The sequence below is a fragment of the Pantoea sp. M_10 genome, from assembly GCF_008631515.1.
Lineage (GTDB): Bacteria > Pseudomonadota > Gammaproteobacteria > Enterobacterales > Enterobacteriaceae > Pantoea > Pantoea anthophila.
Window position 1 is genome coordinate 498,898 of record NZ_VWUL01000001.1, and the last position, 17,248, is coordinate 516,145.

At 59.0% G+C, this 17,248-nt stretch carries 14 protein-coding genes; 6 read left to right on the plus strand and 8 right to left on the minus strand.

The window, feature by feature from the left end:
- Nucleotides 1–89: 89 nt before the first annotated feature.
- Nucleotides 90–425 carry an osmotically-inducible lipoprotein OsmE gene (gene osmE / locus F3I47_RS02430; RefSeq protein ID WP_009090559.1) on the minus strand — a complete coding sequence of 112 codons (336 nt, stop codon included), beginning with the start codon at nucleotides 423–425 and terminating at the stop codon, nucleotides 90–92.
- A 296-nt stretch (nucleotides 426–721) separates the two neighbouring features.
- Between osmE and F3I47_RS02435 the strand changes: the two genes are divergently transcribed.
- The 4 genes from F3I47_RS02435 (at nucleotide 722) to cho (ending at nucleotide 4,740) form a co-directional block, all read left to right on the plus strand.
- Nucleotides 722–1,924, plus strand: coding sequence for a multidrug effflux MFS transporter (locus F3I47_RS02435; RefSeq protein WP_150029997.1), 1,203 nt, complete (start codon nucleotides 722–724; stop codon nucleotides 1,922–1,924).
- 118 nt (nucleotides 1,925–2,042) lie between these two features.
- Nucleotides 2,043–2,867 carry an ammonia-dependent NAD(+) synthetase gene (gene nadE, locus F3I47_RS02440; protein WP_009090562.1) on the plus strand — a complete coding sequence of 275 codons (825 nt, stop codon included), beginning with the start codon at nucleotides 2,043–2,045 and terminating at the stop codon, nucleotides 2,865–2,867.
- Nucleotides 2,868–2,927: 60 nt separating this feature from the next.
- Entirely contained in the window at nucleotides 2,928–3,812 is an 885-nt protein-coding gene (yddG, locus tag F3I47_RS02445) for an aromatic amino acid DMT transporter YddG (protein WP_046101714.1), read from the plus strand.
- A gap of 67 nt (nucleotides 3,813–3,879) precedes the next feature.
- Nucleotides 3,880–4,740: an excinuclease Cho gene (cho, locus tag F3I47_RS02450; protein WP_009090566.1), complete on the plus strand. Its 861-nt coding sequence runs from the start codon at nucleotides 3,880–3,882 to the stop codon at nucleotides 4,738–4,740.
- Between the two features lie 72 nt (nucleotides 4,741–4,812).
- Here the strand turns inward: cho and spy are convergent, their stop codons facing one another.
- The 6 genes from spy to F3I47_RS02480 form a co-directional block, all read right to left on the minus strand.
- Nucleotides 4,813–5,307 (minus strand): ATP-independent periplasmic protein-refolding chaperone Spy, encoded by a 495-nt coding sequence (spy, locus tag F3I47_RS02455; RefSeq protein WP_009090567.1) that lies wholly within the window; start codon nucleotides 5,305–5,307, stop codon nucleotides 4,813–4,815.
- A gap of 307 nt (nucleotides 5,308–5,614) precedes the next feature.
- The gene (gene astE, locus F3I47_RS02460; protein ID WP_150029998.1) at nucleotides 5,615–6,610 is read right to left on the minus strand and encodes a succinylglutamate desuccinylase; all 996 of its coding nucleotides are present in this window, start codon (nucleotides 6,608–6,610) and stop codon (nucleotides 5,615–5,617) included.
- A gap of 50 nt (nucleotides 6,611–6,660) precedes the next feature.
- Nucleotides 6,661–7,989 (minus strand): N-succinylarginine dihydrolase, encoded by a 1,329-nt coding sequence (astB, locus tag F3I47_RS02465; protein WP_150029999.1) that lies wholly within the window; start codon nucleotides 7,987–7,989, stop codon nucleotides 6,661–6,663.
- On the minus strand, nucleotides 7,986–9,455 hold the full coding sequence (gene astD / locus F3I47_RS02470; RefSeq protein WP_111207452.1) for a succinylglutamate-semialdehyde dehydrogenase: 1,470 nt from the start codon (nucleotides 9,453–9,455) through the stop codon (nucleotides 7,986–7,988). Before astD ends, astB begins: the two co-directional genes overlap by 4 nt.
- Complete coding sequence (gene astA, locus F3I47_RS02475; RefSeq protein ID WP_150030000.1) at nucleotides 9,452–10,483, minus strand: arginine N-succinyltransferase; 1,032 nt, start codon at nucleotides 10,481–10,483, stop codon at nucleotides 9,452–9,454. The genes astD and astA overlap by 4 nt, the downstream gene beginning before the upstream one ends.
- The gene (locus F3I47_RS02480) at nucleotides 10,480–11,700 is read right to left on the minus strand and encodes an aspartate aminotransferase family protein (RefSeq protein ID WP_150030001.1); all 1,221 of its coding nucleotides are present in this window, start codon (nucleotides 11,698–11,700) and stop codon (nucleotides 10,480–10,482) included. The genes astA and F3I47_RS02480 overlap by 4 nt, the downstream gene beginning before the upstream one ends.
- Nucleotides 11,701–12,609: 909 nt before the next feature.
- On the opposite strand from F3I47_RS02480, the gene F3I47_RS02485 reads away from it, so the two are divergent.
- Nucleotides 12,610–13,683 (plus strand): porin, encoded by a 1,074-nt coding sequence (locus tag F3I47_RS02485; RefSeq protein ID WP_111207456.1) that lies wholly within the window; start codon nucleotides 12,610–12,612, stop codon nucleotides 13,681–13,683.
- Nucleotides 13,684–13,722: 39 nt separating this feature from the next.
- Here the strand turns inward: F3I47_RS02485 and F3I47_RS02490 are convergent, their stop codons facing one another.
- Entirely contained in the window at nucleotides 13,723–15,294 is a 1,572-nt protein-coding gene (locus F3I47_RS02490; protein WP_150030002.1) for a bifunctional diguanylate cyclase/phosphodiesterase, read from the minus strand.
- Nucleotides 15,295–15,701: 407 nt separating this feature from the next.
- Here F3I47_RS02490 and F3I47_RS02495 point away from each other — a divergent pair, with 407 nt between their 5' ends.
- On the plus strand, nucleotides 15,702–17,246 hold the full coding sequence (locus F3I47_RS02495) for a methyl-accepting chemotaxis protein (RefSeq protein WP_150030003.1): 1,545 nt from the start codon (nucleotides 15,702–15,704) through the stop codon (nucleotides 17,244–17,246).
- Nucleotides 17,247–17,248 lie beyond the last annotated feature (2 nt).

Here is a 17,248-nt window from a genome sequence, read left to right on the forward strand (position 1 = left end):
CCACTCTTCGTACCGGAGGGCATGAAACAGTGCCCCAACGAAAAACGGCCCGTCATGAAGACGGGCCGTTTACCATTCAGAAGCAGCGATTACTGCTGAACCTGCGGATCGGTGTCATACTCCGCGCAGCTCTGGAAGCCGTAGTTCATAACACGGCCGGTGTCGTTATAGCTCACGAAGTAAGTCTGTGCTTTACCGTCGCGCTGACCCAGAACATACGTCTGGCAGGTGCCGCGCGCGTGAACCATGGTAATTTCAGTTGAAGGCGAACCGGCGATCTGACGAACCTGATCGCGGGTCATCCCCTTTTTAACATCCTTAACGACTGGCTTAGTCACGTAGCTTTCCGCACGATCGTAAGTCGTACAACCAGACAGTGCCGCCAGTGTCAGCGCCGCAGCGATACATCCCATCACCTTCTTCATCTTGTTGTTCCTCATTTATTGTCCATGTGGCATCAAGCCTGGAACATAAATGCAGGTTTATCAAGTTTATGGCGGCCTTTTTGTGGCAGACGGAATGTCAGGATTCCGTAAAGAAGGCTGTTTTGCTGTCAACAGAGACGTATACTCCCCGGCATCTGAACCCTCTGATTTTGCGCCGTTTCCGTGACGCTGTCCTGCGCGGATGCCGATCAGGGTGCCCGCCGCACTGCCGGACGCTCTCTGGCGCAGGCTGGCCCGCTTTCTCTTCACCCCATCGCTGACGACCCCGAGGAATAATGACTCCTGCTCACTCTAACCGCCTGGTTTATGCCATCACGCTGGGCCTGCTGGCCGCACTGGGCCCGCTCTGTATCGATCTCTATCTGCCCGCTCTGCCTCAGATGGCGCGGGACCTCAACACCGAAACCGCCACGGCTCAGCTGAGTCTGACCGCCGGCCTGCTGGGGCTGGGAGTTGGCCAGCTGCTGTTTGGCCCGATGAGTGATAAGTTCGGCCGTCTGCGTCCGCTGACCCTGTCACTGGTGCTGCTGTTTATCGCCTCGCTGGGCTGCGCACTGGCGCAGGATATCCACCAGCTGCTGGTGGCGCGCCTGTTCGAAGGCTTAGCCGGGGCCGGTGGCGCGGTGCTGTCACGGGCGATAGCGCGCGATATGTACAGTGGTCATGAACTGACGCGATTCTTTGCCCTGCTGATGCTGGTCAATGGCCTGGCGCCCATCGGCGCACCGGTGCTGGGCGGCGTGCTGATGACGATCGTCAACTGGCGCGGCATTTTTATGGTGCTGGGCGGCATTGCCATTCTACTGATCCTGCTGGCGCGCTGGAAGCTGCATGAGACGCTGCCGGAAGCCCGCCGCAGCAAAGGATCGATCTTCTCCGCTTACGCCGCGCTCGGCCAGGTGGTGACCCATCGTCCTTTCATGGGCTTCTGTCTGACCCAGGGCTTTATGATGTCGGGCATGTTCGCCTACATCGGCGCCTCTCCGTTCGTGCTGCAGCAGCTCTACGGTCTGTCGCCGCAGGCGTTCAGCTTCTGCTTTGCGGCCAACGGCATCGGTCTGGTGATCGCCTCCCAGACCAGCGCCCGCCTCTGCCCGTTGTGGGGCGAATATCGGGTGCTGAAAGGCGGCCTGACGCTGGCCTTTGTCGCCTCCAGCCTGCTGCTGCTCTGCGCCCTGTTTCAGGCCCCGCTGGCGCTGCTGCTGGTCGCGCTGTTCTTTACCATCGCCAGCAATGGGGTGATCGCCACGACCGCCTCCTCACTGGCGATGCAGAGTCAGGGCCATCGCGCTGGCAGCGCCTCTGCGGTGATTGGTGTCACCATGTTCACGCTGGGGGCGATTACCGTGCCCATCACCGGCATCGGCGGTACCTCGGTGCTGAGCATGTGCGGCACGATCTTCGGTTGCTTTATGCTGGCCATTTTAATGTTTACCGTGCTGGCGAAAAAACCCGAGCCTCAGCGAAAAACTCACTGATTTCGCAATGGTTAGCGCGAATCAGTTAGCGCTTTGGCTTGTTGTTTTCGTGAAGGCACGTTAGCTTTAATAACACGTTCGCATCGAGCCGACAGGCCACTGACCTGAGGAGAAGTTCATGTCACTGCAGCAGGAAATTATTGAAGCCCTGGGTGTGAAGCCCACTATCGACGCCGATCAGGAAGTGCGGGTCAGCATCGATTTTCTCAAAGCCTACCTGAAACGCCACAGCGGACTGAAAACGCTGGTGCTGGGGATCAGCGGCGGCCAGGACTCTACCCTGGCGGGCGCGCTGTCGCAGCGGGCCATTACGGAGCTGCGTGAAGAGACCGGCGATAACGACTACACCTTTATTGCCGTGCGTCTTCCCTATGGGGTGCAGGCAGATGAGCAGGATTGCCAGGACGCGCTGGCCTTTATTCAGCCTGACCGCTCACTGGTGGTTAACATCAAAGAGTCGGTCCTGGCCAGCGAGCGCGCGCTGAAAGAGGCCGGGATTACCCTGTCCGATTTCATCCGCGGCAATGAAAAAGCGCGTGAGCGCATGAAGGCGCAGTACAGCATCGCCGGTATGACCAAAGGCGTGGTAGTCGGTACCGATCACGCTGCGGAAGCGGTGACCGGCTTCTTCACCAAATATGGTGACGGCGGCACCGACATTAACCCGCTGTTCCGCCTTAACAAGCGTCAGGGCAAGCAGCTGCTGAAACATCTTGGCTGTCCGGAGCACCTCTATCTGAAGAAGCCGACCGCCGACCTGGAAGATGACCGTCCGGGCCTGCAGGATGAAGTGGCGCTGGGTGTCACCTACGAGATGATTGATGACTATCTGGAAGGAAAAAGTATCCATCCTGACAGCGCGAAAATCATTGAAGGCTGGTATCTCAAAACCGAGCACAAACGTCGTCCGCCGATCACGGTTTTCGACGATTTCTGGAAGTAATCCTGCGCCTCCTTTGCACGGGCAAGGGAGGCTCCTTTCACTCACGCTGTTGATCGCTCCATGCCTGCCACCGTTTCACGCGCCACCCTGATCGGGCTTATCGCCATTCTGCTCTGGAGCACCACTGTCGGCCTGCTGCGCAGTGTCAGCGAGGCCTTTGGTGCCACCGGCGGCGCGGCGCTGATCTACACCACCACCGCCTGTCTGCTCTGCCTGACCCGGGGTCTGCCCAGGCCAGGGGCGATGCCTGCGATCTATCTCTGGATCGGCGGCGCGCTCTTTGTCGGCTATGAGATGGCGCTGGCGCTGGCTATCGGACTGGCGAGCGATCGCCGTCAGTCGCTGGAGCTGGGGATGATCAACTATCTCTGGCCCTGCCTGACGATCGTGCTGGCGATCCCGTTTAATCAGCAGCGTTTCCGCGTCTGGCTGTGGCCCGGTCTGCTGCTGTCGCTGCTGGGTATCGTCTGGGTGATGAAAGGCAGCGGCAGTGGCGCGCCGGCGCTGCTGTGGCAGAACATGCTGCGCAATCCCGTCGCCTATGCTCTTGCCTTTCTGGCCGCCCTGACTTGGGCACTCTATAACAATTTCACCCGCCGCTATGCGCGCGGTGCCAACGGCGTCACGCTCTTTTTTATCCTGACCGCGCTGGCGCTGTGGCTGAAATTTGCCGTCAGCCCGACGCCGCTGACCTTTGCGCCGCTGCCGCTGCTGGAAGTCCTGTTTGTCGGCCTCTCCACCGCCATCGCCTATTCCGCCTGGAATCACGGCATTCAGCAGGGAAACCTGACGCTGCTGGCGACGGCCTCCTACTTTACGCCGGTGCTGTCGGCCCTGCTGGGATCGCTGTGGCTCGGCCTGACGCCGCCGCTCGCCTTCTGGCAGGGCGTGGCGATGATCACCCTGGGCTCCCTCATCTGCTGGCTGGCGACACGGCCGCGCTGATCAGACGGCTGGCGATCATTTCACCGGTTTGTTATGCTGTATGGACAACCAGTAAATGGAGTCCACTTTGGTCAGACGTGCTGCCTCGCATCGCCTCGAACCCGACGCGAATGCGCTATATCAATATCCCGAACACCTGCGTGAGTGGCTGGAAGGTCTGCCGAATCACCCTGGCGTCTACACCTTCCACGGCGAGAGTGAGTCGCTGCCGCTCTATATCGGCAAAAGCGTGAATCTGCGCTCCCGGGTGATGTCCCATTTTCGCACCCCTGACGAGGCGAAGATGCTGCGTCAGTCGCGACGCGTCAGCTGGATCCCCACCGCGGGCGATCTCGGCGCGCTGCTGCTGGAAGCACAGATGATCAAAACCCAGCAGCCGCTGTTTAATAAACGCCTGCGCAAAAACCGGCAGCTCTGTTCATTGCAGATCACCCACGGCAAACCCGAAGTGGTCTACGCAAAGGATCTCGATTTCAGCCAGTCACCTAATCTCTTCGGTCTCTATCGCAGCCGGTTTGCTGCGCTGGAACGGCTCAAGCAACTCGCCGATGAGTATCAGCTCTGTCACGGTTTGCTGGGTCTGGAAGCCCTGAGTCCGCAGCGGGGCTGCTTCCGTTCGGCGCTGCGCCGCTGCGCCGGGGCCTGCTGCGGTAAAGAGCCGGTCAGCGATCACCAGGATCGGCTGCTGGAAGCGCTGGAGAACGTGCGGGTCTTCTGCTGGCCGTGGCAGGGTGCCGTGGGGCTGGTGGAAGAAGGCAAACAGATGACGCAGATCCACGTCATCGACCACTGGTTCTATCTGGGGTCGGTCAGCAGCATGGAAGAGGCAAAAAAACTGCAGCGGCCCAAAGGGGGATTCGATCACGACGGCTACAAAATCCTCTGCCGTCCTATCCTCTCGGGTGACTACCCTATCCTGCCGCTGTAAAAAACCGCCGGTGCTGTCCACTTACTTGCAGTGGACAGCACCGGCGGTCTCAGAAACGCCGCTTAGCTCAGATTATTCAGCCGGTGGTGCCGGTGGCGCCATGTTGCCTTCGCGCGGGCCTTTTTCGGTCAGACGCTGCTCAAAGTTGGCGTTGTACTGTTTCTTCTGCGCCGGTGTCAGCACGTTATAGAGCTTGTTCTGGGTTTCCAGCATCTTCAGCGCATGCTCTTTACCGTTAGCAGACATCTTCTCTGCCTGCGCTTCGGCTTTGCTCTTATCGAAGCTGTCAGCCGCGATGATGTCGTGCATCGCACGGCGATCATCCTGTGACGGACGCTGCATATCTTTGTGGCTCTCTTTCATGATGTCGCGCATCTGGGTTTTCTGCGCGTCGGTCAGATTCAGACCATGGAACATCATCTCCATGCCGTGGCGCATTGGCGGCTTATGCATCGCTTTTTCGCTGCCGGCTGGCGGAGGCGTCAGGGAATCCGCGGCGGCATGGACGGCGCTGGCTGCACCAAACGCCAGCGAAGAAGCCAGTAACAGGGAAGTCAGTTTGCGCATAATAGTGTCCTTATGATTCATGATAATGACGACAGCACTCTGTCGCGTCTTCGGAAACAAGAATACGACGCTGAACGTCAACTACTCAGAGCCTGAGTAAAGCCGTGAAAGCATAAAAGACAAAAATCCGGCAATCATGAAGAGAATGAGAAGAAAGGCGTGAGGAATTGAAAAACTTTATGAATTTACAGCGAATTTCGCAGAAATCGTGGAGGAGTGTAAGGGTTTCGGCAGGAAAGCGGAAGAGGATCTCCCGCTTTCCTGCCGATTTTTAGCGCGGATCGCTGTAACCCGTCAGCTGCCCCCGTCAGAGCGGCAGCGCCTGGGTCTGTTCGCCCTCTTCAATCAGCATCAGGCCGGCACGCAGCCCGGCAGCAACACCAGGATTCGGGAAAAGCACATATTCCCGTGCCTGCTGCACGTAGTAGCGGGTATCCCCATCCTCGGCCAGCAGCGTGCCCTGAGGAAAGGCGGTAAAGTTCAGCGTCTCCGGCGTCATGTGCAGCCTGAAGTGCTCACTCAGCCGGGTGATCTGCTGCGCAACCCGATAGTGGCACGGCTTCACGCGGGTGGCGGGCATGGGGTCACCAAAGAGCAGCGCCGCCAGCGCCTGCTGTACCGCACTGAACTGGCTCAGGTCGTTTTCGCCAAACGGCAGCGCCTTCCCCAGCTCCAGGGTGCAGCTGGCCGCACCGAAATGTTCACAGCTGAAATGGGTAAAGGTTCCGCCCGGCGCGCGATGAAAGACCAGCGCCTCCAGACCGGCAGCCGCCAGCCAGTCGAGAAACGCGGGAGGCCAGGGACGATCGTTTTGCGGCATGACGCCGAACTGCGGATGGTATGAGCCGCGAATCGCCGTGTGCATATCGAGATGCCAGCGCGTCTCATCGCATTCGCCCAGCAGCCAGAAGTTCTCCAGCGCCTGCTCCAGCCGCAGCACACGGCGCGCCTCATCGCCATCGTCCACCTGCTGCCAGCGTCCGCCAAATAGCCGGTTAATATCATAACGGACATAGCGTTTGCCGGTGCGCAGCGCAGAGGGATTGCCCAGAATCACCAGCATCCGCTGCTGTAACGGCTTTTCGCCGCGAAGCAGCGCATTGACCAGCTGATTCATGATTTCCACCGGGGCCGTTTCATTGCCGTGGATCCCGGCGGAGAGCACCAGCGCCTGCTTAACGGGCACAACCGGCTCCATCAGCAGGATGCCGTGATACAACCACTGCCAGCGAAGATGCGCCGTTTCCCCCCTGCGCTTTCGCGGTGCCTCACCGGACAGCGTCTGCTGCAAAAAGTCCTGCATCGTTCCTCCTTTACGCCTCAGGCAGATGGCAGCCCGTGCTGCCATCGCCTTCACTGCTGAAATGCATACACATTTCCTAAGTCTAGCAGCTTCGTCAGTTCATCCAGCGCGTCACGACCCTCCCGCAGCAGCTGCGGATCCACCAGGTCGGCCTGGGTCAGCCGATCGCGGTAGTGGCGGTCGACCCAGCTGTTCAGGGCGGCGAACAGCCGATCGTTCATCAGCACGGCGGGATTGACGGCCTGCTGCTCCTGAGGCGTCAGTACCACCCGCAAACGCAGGCAGGCTGGCCCACCGCCGTTGTACATGCTTTCACGCAGATCAAACACCTTCAGATCCTTGAGCGGCCCATCCCCTTCCACCTGCTCACACAGGTAACGCCAGACCTCCGGATGCTGACGCGACTCTTCCGGCAGCACCAGCATCATGGTGCCGTCGGGACGGCTCAACAGCTGACTGTTAAACAGATAGGTGTCGACCGCATCTTTTACCGACACCCGATTCTCCGGCACTTCCAGCGCCACAAATCCGGGCACGCGTGCCCGAAGCTGCGCCAGCAGTGCAGGCTGATCGACAAATGCCTGCTGATGGCAGAAGAGCATCTGCTGGTTACTCACCGCGATTACATCGTTATGAAAAACCCCCTGGTCGATAACCGCCGGATTCTGCTGCGCAAACAGCAGGTGTTCAGGTGAGAGCTGATGCAGACGGGCGACCGCTTCACTGGCCTCGCGCGTCTGGCGCGCCGGATAGCGCTGCGGGGCTTTCCCCTCATGGCTGCTGTCGCGGCCATAGACAAACAGCTGTACGCCCCGCTCGCCATAGTCGCCCCCCAGGCGGTTGTGATTTGCGGCCCCTTCATCGCCGAACATCGCCACCTGAGGCAGCGCATCGTGCACCGCAAAATGGTCTCTGTCGCGGAAGATGGCGCGCAGCAGCCCGGCGGTTTCCGGGGCTTCCATCGCGCGGTGAAATTTATTGTTCAGGTTGGCCACCGTCAGGTGAACCCGGCCATCACCGCTGTCGGCTGACGGCGACACGGTGGCCGCATTGGCGACCCACATCGCCGAGGCGGAACTGGCCGCAGAGAGTAAGCCCGGCGCGGTTTTCCCGGCCGCCGCCACGACCTGCTCGTCACTGCCACGGAAGCCAAGCTGGCGCAGCGCCGCGATATTAGGACGCTCATGCGGGGGGATCACCCCCTGCACAAACCCCATATCGGCCAGCGCCTTCATCTTCAGCAGCCCCTGCTTTGCCGCCAGACGGGGGTTCGAGGGCTGCAGCTGATTGCGGGTTGAGGCTTCATTACCAAATGAGAGTCCGGCATAGTGGTGGGTCAACCCCACCAGGCCGTCAAAGTTCGCTTCGGTGGCCTTCATAGCAACGTCTCCGAGGGTGAAAAATCCAGGCCTGGTGAGAGCGTGGCGGGCAGCGTCAGATCCGGCGACTCCAGCGAGGCCATCGGCCAGGCGCAGTAGTCTGCCGCGTACCAGGCGCTGGCCCGATGGTTACCCGAGGCCCCAATGCCGCCAAACGGCGCGGTACTGGCGGCACCGGTGAGCGGTTTGTTCCAGTTGACGATGCCGGCTCGCGCCTCCAGCAGCAGCTGATCAAACTGCGCGCGCAGGGGGGAGATCAGGCCACACGACAGGCCGTAGCGGGTCTGGTTCGCCAGTGCTATCGCCTCGTCAAAGGTGTCGTAACGGATCACGTTAAGCAGCGGACCAAAAACCTCCTCATCCGGAATGCCCTGCACGCCGGTGATATCAATGATGCCGGGTGTCAGGATCGCGCTGTGGCGATCCGGCCAGCGCATCGCCAGCAGCACCTCGCCGCCCGCCTCCACCCGCCGCTGCCACTCCGCCATGATCTTCTCTGCCGCGCCGGTTGAAATCACGCTGCCCATAAAAGGGGGCGGTTCGGCATCCCAGGCTGCTGGCTGCAGCCGGCCTGCAACCTCCACCAGCCGCTGCAGAAACGCCTCTCCCGCCGCTCCGCGCTTCACCAGCAGGCGACGGGCACAGGTACAGCGCTGTCCCGCCGTAATAAAGGCGGATTGCAGCGTGATATTGACCGCCGCATCCAGGTCCGCTGGATCCTCGACAATCAGGGCATTGTTACCGCCCATCTCCAGCGCCAGCATCTTTTCAGGCTGACCGGCAAACTGGCGATGCAGCTGATAGCCGGTATGGGCGCTGCCGGTAAACAGCAGGCCGTCGATCTGGCTGCAGCTGGCCAGCGCCTGGCCCGTTTCACGTCCGCCCTGCAGCAGCCCCAGCACACCGGCAGGCAGGCCTGCCGCCAGCCAGATCTGCACGGTTTTTTCGGCGGTCAGCGGCGTCAGCTCACTGGGTTTGAAGACCACGCAGTTTCCCGCCAGCAGCGCCGGCACGATGTGGCCGTTTGGCAGATGACCGGGGAAGTTATAGGGGCCGAACACCGCCAGCACGCCGTGGGGACGATGGCGCAGGGAACTTTCGCCCTGCTGCTGTTCACCGGTGCGGCTATGGTAAGCCTTCACTGAAAAGCCGATTTTATTGATCATCGCCGCCACTTCGGTCAGCGCTTCCCAGCGCGGTTTACCGGTTTCACGCGCAATGGTGTCGGCCAGCTCCGCTTTTTGCGCGTCCAGTCCGGCCGCAAATTTTTCGATGATCGCCTGGCGCTCCGCCAGCGGGCGGGTTGCCCAGCCCGGAAACGCGGCGCGCGCCGCCTCGCAGGCGGCGGCGACCTGCTCTGCCGAAGCCGCCTGCCCCTGCCAGAGCGGTTCCCCTCTCACCGGGTCCGCTTTCGTCAGGTGCTCTGCCTCGCCGCTCTGCCACTCTCCCTTAATCAGGTGCGTCATGCTGTTTTCTCCTCTTTGCAGAGCGTCACCACCCGCAGGCTGTCGCCCGGCTGGCAGTGGAGCGCCCGCATCTGTTCGTCCGTCAGTTTTATGCTGTCACCGTCGGCATCTGCCGGGATCAGCGCCACACGGAACTGGCGGTAATGGTTATTGGCGACCAGGCAGAGCGGTGCATCCGCCGGATTTTCACCCCGCTCTGCGTCGCGCAGCCGGCTTTTGCGGATGGCGCGGATGCGGTCAATGTCGCACTCCAGTGTCGGGCCGCCATCAAAGATGTCGATATAGTTGAGGAAGCGGAAGCCCTCCGCTTCCAGTACGGCCCGGGCAGGTGCCGTCTGCGGGTGAACCTGGCCGATGACCGCCTGCGCCTCCGGGGTCAGATAGTCGATGTAGAGCGGATGTTTCGGCATCAGTTCGGCAATAAAGGCTTTCTGGCCGGTGCCGCTGAGGAAGTCCGCTTTGCTGAAGTCCATTGAGAAGAAGCGGCTGCCGACGCTCTCCCAGAAGGGTGAGTGGCCCTGCTCATCGCTGACGCCCCGCATCTCCGCGACTACCCGCTCCATAAAACGGTCACGGAAGTTAGCCATAAACAGGAAGCGTGATTTGGAGAGCAGATAGCCATTTTTGCCGTCACGATACTCAGGGTCGAGAAACAGGGTGCAGAGCTCGCTGCTGCCGGTGTGGTCGTTACTCAGCGACAGGGTCGGCAGCGCGGCGTAGACGTTCAGCTCTTTCGACGCGTGCACCTGGGTGCCGACGCGGAAGTTATACCAGGGGTCCTGCAGGCCCACCGCCACTTCAATGGCGCAGATGCCCACCGCGCGATTATCTTCACTGTCGGCCAGCACAAAGACGTAGCCCTGCTCAGCGCGCGGCAGCGTATCCTGCCAGGTTTGCAGCGATCGATCGATTCGCGCCTGAAGCGTGGCGCTATCGACCGGCAGCGAGGTCAGCCCGCCGCCGGTTTTGCCTGCCAGCGTCATCAGCTGGCTTAAATCATCGCGTTCAACCGGACGGATTACCATCATGATGCGGACCCTCGTACCAGGCTTTCACAGGCCTCGGCAAAGCGTGCCATACCCAGCTTCACCTCCTGCTCGCTGATGTTCAGGGCCGGGGCAAAACGCACCACGTTCGCGCCCGCAATCAGCACCATGACGCCCATCTCAGCGGCAGCCAGGTTAATCGCTTTGGCTTTGCCGGCATACGCATCGCTCAGCACCGCACCTATCAGCAGGCCCAGGCCGCGCACCTCTTTAAACAGCTGCAGACGCTGATTGATCTCCGCCAGAGCCGAGACGATCCACTGGTGACGCTCTGTCACTCCCGTCATAAAGTCCGGCTGATTGACCAGTTCCATCACTTTACCGGCCACCGCGCCCGCCAGCGGATTACCGCCATAGGTGGTGCCGTGTGTGCCGACACCCATCACGCTCGCCAGATCGTCGCGCGTCAGCATCGCCCCAATCGGGAAGCCACCGCCGAGCGCTTTGGCGCTGGTCAGGACATCGGGTGTGACGCCGTAGTGCATATAGGCATAAAGCGAACCGGTGCGGCCCACGCCGCTCTGCACTTCATCAAAAATCAGCACGGCCTGATGCCTGTCGCAAAGTTCACGCAGTCCGCGCAGGAACGCCGGATCTGCAGGCAGCACGCCGCCCTCCCCCTGGATGGGTTCCACAATCACTGCGCAGGTCTGGTCATTAATGAGTTCCGCCGCGGCCGCCAGGTCATTAAACGGGGCGTGCTGGATGGCAGGAGGCAGCGGGGCAAAATCCTGAGAGTAAGCGGGCTGTCCCCCGGCGGTGACGGTAAAGAGCGTGCGGCCATGAAACGCATTCTTAAATGCCAGAATGCCACTTTTCTGCGGGCCGACCCGATCGTGGGCCACTTTGCGCGCCAGCTTCAGCGCCGCTTCGTTGGCCTCCGCACCGGAGTTACAGAAAAAGACCCGATCAGCAAAGGTGGCATCAATTAACTGCTTCGCCAGTCGCAGGATCGGCTCATTGGTGTAGCCATTGCCGGTGTGCCATAAACGGGCGGCCTGCTCCTGCAACGCCTGTTGTAATGCCGGATGCGCATGCCCTAACGCATTCACGGCGATGCCACCGGCGAAGTCGACGTAGTCTTTGCCATTCTGATCCCAGACGGTTGAGCCCTCCGCGCGAACCGGGACAAATGTCGCGGGTGCATAAACCGGCATCATCCATTGATCGAAATCGTGACGTGAAACGTGCAGTGCCATAACCCATTCTCCTGCTTTCCCGGTCGGGTAAAGCTATTGTTTTAAAATTGTTAAGGGATGTTGTAATGCAGCCCTACTGTAGAGTGCAGTTAACGTGCCAGCCAGAGAATTAACTGCATAAAATCGTCACCATGACGCAATATCAATAAGTTACACGCCGCTGCTATTCACTTTTTTTGCATATATAGTGAATAATTGTCTGATTGCAGCGGCAGAGCCGGGTTTTAAATAGCGGAATTATGCAATCGCGGGATGAAATATCGCTTTTGTGATCGCTGATAAACAATCACTCCGCAAAAGGCCCGAAGAGTGCCCTGTTTTAGCGCAGCCTGCCTCGCAACGGTGCAGGATGAGGCGCAGAATATTCAGCGAGAGAGGATGCCGACATGCCAGGATTTAACAGAATCTTTTCATTTAAGCGGGCAGACCGACGTCTGGCCTGATTATTTTTTATGCGGATAAATAAAATGAAAACGATTTCTTCTGCATTATTCCCGGCGTGATGATTGGCAGCGGAATAACCTTTGAAATAAAGATGAACAGATATTACTACGCAGGCTAATGGTTAGAATAAAACCCTTATCGCTTATTTGTGTTAATGTCTTAACCATAATTTAATCAGCGGGAATGATGATTTAAAAACATACAAAATTCCGGGGATAGAAAAGCGATACCCACCAATTATATACTGATAATCATCATTTTTTTATTAAACACGATAAAATCCATCAGAAGAAATGCTTATTACATCCGAATTTAATCGTCTTTCAGACACGCATTTTCCTTTACTGAATATGCATATCACATTTTGTTACTTTTATTGCGCTTTGTGATTTTAACTTTTTGTGTCATTTTCTTTTCTCCCCGCAGCTGGGGCATAATAATTAATGAATACAGGGTAATGAATAGATGATGAAGCGCACTTTACTGGCGGCTGTCATGCCGTTACTGCTCGGCCTCTCTTCAGTGCAGGCCGCAGAAATTTATAACAAGGATGGAAATAAGCTGGATCTGGTCGGCAAGATTAACGTGTCGCACCTCTTTTCTGACGACGATAAGAACAACGGTGATACCTCCTCTTATTCCCGCCTGGGTTTTAAAGGCGAAACAAAGATTACCGATCAGCTGACCGGCTACGGTTTCTGGCAGTATCAGTACAGCCTGCACAACTCAGAAGGCAGCGATGCGCAGAGCGGCAACCGTACCCGCCTGGGTTACGCTGGCCTGAAGTTTGGCGAAGCCGGTGCGCTGGATTATGGACGTAACTACGGCCTGGTATATGACGCGCTGAGTTACACCGATATGCTGCCCTTCTTTGGCGGCGATTCCGGCTACACCGACGCCTTCCTCTCTGGCCGCTCAACCGGCGTGCTGACCTGGCGTAACAGCGATTTCTTTGGCCTGGTTCAGGGATTAAATGTTGCCGCGCAGTATCAGGGTAAAAACGATCGCAGCGCTAACACCGACGGCGTACGTCGTTCTAACGGCGATGGCTTTGCCCTCTCTGCCTCTTATGACTTCGATTTCGGCCTGAGCTTCGCCGGGGCCTTTGCCAGCCTGGATCGCACAACGGCGCAGAACGCCGCCCCACGCGGTGAAGGCGAAAAAGCGCAGCACTGGGCGACCTCAGTGAAATATGATGCGAACCAGGTTTATCTGGCTGCGATGTATGGTGAAACCCTGAACGCCACGCCGATCACCAACGGTTTCGCAAACAAGGCGCAGAACTTTGAAGCCGTTGCTCAGTATCAGTTCCTGAATGGTTTCCGTCCGTCTGTGGGTTACGTCTCATCGAAAGGTAAAGAGATTGAGAATATCGGCGACGCCGACATTTTCAAATACACCGCTGTGGGTGCGACCTACTACTTCAACAAGAATATGTCGGTCTATGGCGAATACCGCATCAACCTGTTGAAAGACAACAACCCGCTTAAACTGGCCACGGATGATATTACGGCCGTGGGTCTGATCTATCAGTTCTGATGCCCGTGCGGCCCGGCACACGCTGCCGGGCCCGTTTTTTTATCGCTGTGCCAGCTGAGCCTCCGGGTCTGGCTCAATAACGGAGACGGCGGCTTCCTGAATAAATCCCTCTGCATCCGCCGACGCCAGCAGCAGTGTGGCCTGCTCAGCCGGTATCGGACGACTGAAGAGATAGCCCTGACCGTAGTCACAACCGCGCTTTCTCAGCCATCTCAGCGTTGAGACATCCTCAATACCTTCTGCGGTAATAATGACGTTCAGCTCCTGACAGAGCGACAGCAGGGTTTCCACCACCTTGCGCTGCTCCGACCCGGTGACGATCCCGGCAATAAACGACTGATCGATTTTGATTTTGGTAATCCCCAGCCCCAGCAGCACCGACAGGTTGGAGTAGCCGGTGCCAAAATCATCCAGCACGACCCCAATCCCCTCCTCCCTGAGGCGTCTGATCGCCTGACGGGCATCGTCGGAGATCGCCATCACGTTCTGTTCAGTGATTTCGAGCTCCAGCATCACCGGCCCGGCCTGCTGCATAATGGCGGAGAGGCAGTTGGTCAGCGCAGGTCTCAGCAGCTGCTCCGGGGTGATATTCAGCGACAGACCGAGCCCGGCAGGCCATGCCCGCGTGGCGCTGACGGCATCCTGCAGCAGCGCCACGGTCAGGCTGTCCATCAGCCCGAGCCGCTCCACCACGGGCAGAAACTGAGCGGGTGCCACCGTCTGACCGGAGGCGGTGATCCAGCGCGCCAGGATCTCAAACCCGGTGATGTTGCCGGTGCGCAGCGAAACCAGCGGCTGCAGGAAAGGCACGATGGCATGCCCGCTGACGGCGGCGGCGACCTCATGCTCCAGCTTCTCCCGCTGCAGGAAGCGCAACGCCATATCCGGCGTAAAACGGGCCAGAGAGGCCTCTTTATTGCGCTTCGCCTCACAGAGCGCCAGATCGGCGGCCCGCACCACATCCTCCTGTCCCGGACAGTCAGAACTGGCAATACCGGCAGAGAGGTGCATAACGGTATGCGGCCCGGTGCGGATGGATGAGGCATGCTCACAGATCCTGCCGGCCTCAAGCAGCGCCTGCTCGGCCTGAGACGCCGCCACGACCAGGGCAAACTCATCGCCACCGATGCGAAACACCTGACTTTCCGTGCCAGCCGACGCGGTCAGCATCGACGCGAGCGCCACCAGGGTAGTGTCACCCTGACGATGGCCGTTGAGATCGTTGATAGTTTTGAAATCATCGATATTAAGCAGCGTCAGGGTATACGGCATCCCGCAGGCATCCAGCGCGGCGATATGCGCATTGAACGATCGGCGATTGAGTACGCCGGTCAGCGCATCGGTTCCGGCCAGCCTGAGCGCATTTTTTTCGGCCAGCAGTGTTTTGCGGATCAGACCCGCAATCAGCAGCGCCGGAATCACCATCGCCAGCCCGGCGAAAGCGGTCGATGTCAGGATGAACCGTAAGCGTTCGCTGGTTTCAAAATCCAGGTTATAGCTCAGGCCGAGCAGATGAGCGAGGTGCGCCTCAAGCCCATATTCCCACAATGTGGAAAGTAAAAAGATGGTCGCAATATTCAGCATTGCGAGCCAGAAAAGTTTCAGGCGCATGCGTTAATTCCTGGTGATGAAAGGTGTCAGAGTGTTGTTTTAATTTTTCTGTAAAAAACCGGGGCGTGATGGTTAAACACGGTCTGCGCGTGGCTGACAATAATGACCCCTTTTGTTCGGCCTGGTACTAATCAGGCGTTCTCACTGGCTGTGTGACAGTGAGGCAGAGGATCGCTCCTGACCGGCAGGGGCAGAACTGATCACTCATACCAGTCAGGGATCTATCGGCAGCGGCGGGCGTTTTAACAGGTCCGACCGGATAAATTAATCCTCCTGCGGGGTTTCTTACCGGCAAGTCACTGAATAGCACGGCAATAAATAGTGCTCAATTTAGTTAATAGCAACCCTCCAGAATTGCCGCTGACGGCCGATACCGTCTTAACTAATGACCCCTTCCGGAAAAACACATGAAAATCTCAACGCGTCTGAGTGCAGGTTTTGGTTTACTGATTTTGCTGTTAGTTATCTGTGCTGGCACAGCGATTCACGCCCTGGACAGTGCCCGCGATGGCATGAACGAGGTGGTGAATGTGCGGCTGAAAAAGTATCAGACGGTGCTCGATATGCGGGGCGGCGTCCGTGATATGGCGATTGCCGTGCGCAACCTTGCCCTGCTGACCGATCCGAAGGCGATGCAGCCTGAGTGGGAACGCCTGCAGAAACAGCGGGCGCTTTACATCAGCAACCGCGAAGCGCTGGCACGCATGATGCAGACGGACGCCGGGCAGGCCGGGCGGGAAGCGATGGAGCGGATTGAGTCCAGCGAGGGTGCGGCCCTCTCCACGCTGATGACGGCGGGGAAACTGGGGCTGGAAAACCGTCAGCAGGAGGTCACAGATTATCTGTTAAACGTCGCGCGACCGGCACAGCAAAGCCTGCTGAAGGCAATAAACGAGCTGACCGAGCTTGAGATGCGCAGCAGCCAGCAGACCGTCGTGGAGAATGGCAACAGCATTGGTCGCACCACCCGCATACTGATGATCCTGACGGTCATCTCTCTGCTGGCGGCGGTCGCCACCTGCACATTCATTGTGCGGATGCTGATGCGTCAGCTGGGTGGCGAACCGATCCAGGCGCAGACGCTGGCGGCAGCGATCGCGGCCGGTGATCTCACCTCGCCGGTCACGCTGCGGACGGGTGACACGACAAGCCTGCTCGCCTCACTGAACAGCATGCAGACACACCTGCGCGGCATGGTCACGCAGATTAAAGACGCGTCGGCGTCGGTTGCACTCGCGGCCGATGAGATTTCCCAGGGTAACACGGAGCTCTCTTCACGCACCGAAGAGCAGGCCGCGGCCCTGCAGGAAACCGCAGCCAGTATGGAGCAGCTGACCGCCACGGTGAAAAGTAATGCCGCAGGCGCACAGCAGACAGCGGGTTCTGCGCGCGAGGCGGCCATGCTGGCCCATGACGGCGAAGCAGATGTGCATCGTCTGGCGCAGACCATGCAGGAGATTTCGCTGAGTGCAGTCCGGGTCCGGGATATCACCGCGGTGATTGAAGGGATCGCCTTCCAGACCAATATTCTGGCGCTCAACGCCGCCGTGGAAGCGGCGCGCGCCGGTGAAGAGGGTCGCGGATTTGCGGTCGTTGCCGGTGAGGTCCGTTCACTGGCCCAGCGCAGCGCCACAGCAGCCCGTGACATCAAACAGCTGATTGAGCAGGCCGTGACGCAGGTCGAAGGCGGTGTGAGCGTCGCGGCGGGAACGGGTGAACGTATTCTGAAGATTGTCAGCCGCGTCGGTGAACTGGCCGATGCGATGGACAACCTCTCACTCTCCTCCAGCGAGCAGATGCAGGGTATCTCTCAGGTCAGCGTTGCGGTAAGTCAGATGGATGGGGTTACCCAGAACAACGCCGCGCTGGTGGAGGAGTCCTCGTCAGCCTCGCAGTCACTGCTGGCCCAGGCGCGCGATCTGCGCGGCATGGTCGAGACCTTCACGGTTTAACG

Coding starts and splice junctions, on each gene's coding strand:
- osmE (WP_009090559.1), bottom strand. CDS start 425: ATGAAGAAGGTGATGGGATGTATCGCTGCGGCGCTGACACTGGCGGCA.
- F3I47_RS02435 (WP_150029997.1), top strand. CDS start 722: ATGACTCCTGCTCACTCTAACCGCCTGGTTTATGCCATCACGCTGGGC.
- nadE (WP_009090562.1), top strand. CDS start 2,043: ATGTCACTGCAGCAGGAAATTATTGAAGCCCTGGGTGTGAAGCCCACT.
- yddG (WP_046101714.1), top strand. CDS start 2,928: ATGCCTGCCACCGTTTCACGCGCCACCCTGATCGGGCTTATCGCCATT.
- spy (WP_009090567.1), bottom strand. CDS start 5,307: ATGCGCAAACTGACTTCCCTGTTACTGGCTTCTTCGCTGGCGTTTGGT.
- astE (WP_150029998.1), bottom strand. CDS start 6,610: ATGCAGGACTTTTTGCAGCAGACGCTGTCCGGTGAGGCACCGCGAAAG.
- astB (WP_150029999.1), bottom strand. CDS start 7,989: ATGAAGGCCACCGAAGCGAACTTTGACGGCCTGGTGGGGTTGACCCAC.
- astD (WP_111207452.1), bottom strand. CDS start 9,455: ATGACGCACCTGATTAAGGGAGAGTGGCAGAGCGGCGAGGCAGAGCAC.
- astA (WP_150030000.1), bottom strand. CDS start 10,483: ATGATGGTAATCCGTCCGGTTGAACGCGATGATTTAAGCCAGCTGATG.
- F3I47_RS02480 (WP_150030001.1), bottom strand. CDS start 11,700: ATGGCACTGCACGTTTCACGTCACGATTTCGATCAATGGATGATGCCG.
- F3I47_RS02485 (WP_111207456.1), top strand. CDS start 12,610: ATGATGAAGCGCACTTTACTGGCGGCTGTCATGCCGTTACTGCTCGGC.
- F3I47_RS02490 (WP_150030002.1), bottom strand. CDS start 15,294: ATGCGCCTGAAACTTTTCTGGCTCGCAATGCTGAATATTGCGACCATC.
- F3I47_RS02495 (WP_150030003.1), top strand. CDS start 15,702: ATGAAAATCTCAACGCGTCTGAGTGCAGGTTTTGGTTTACTGATTTTG.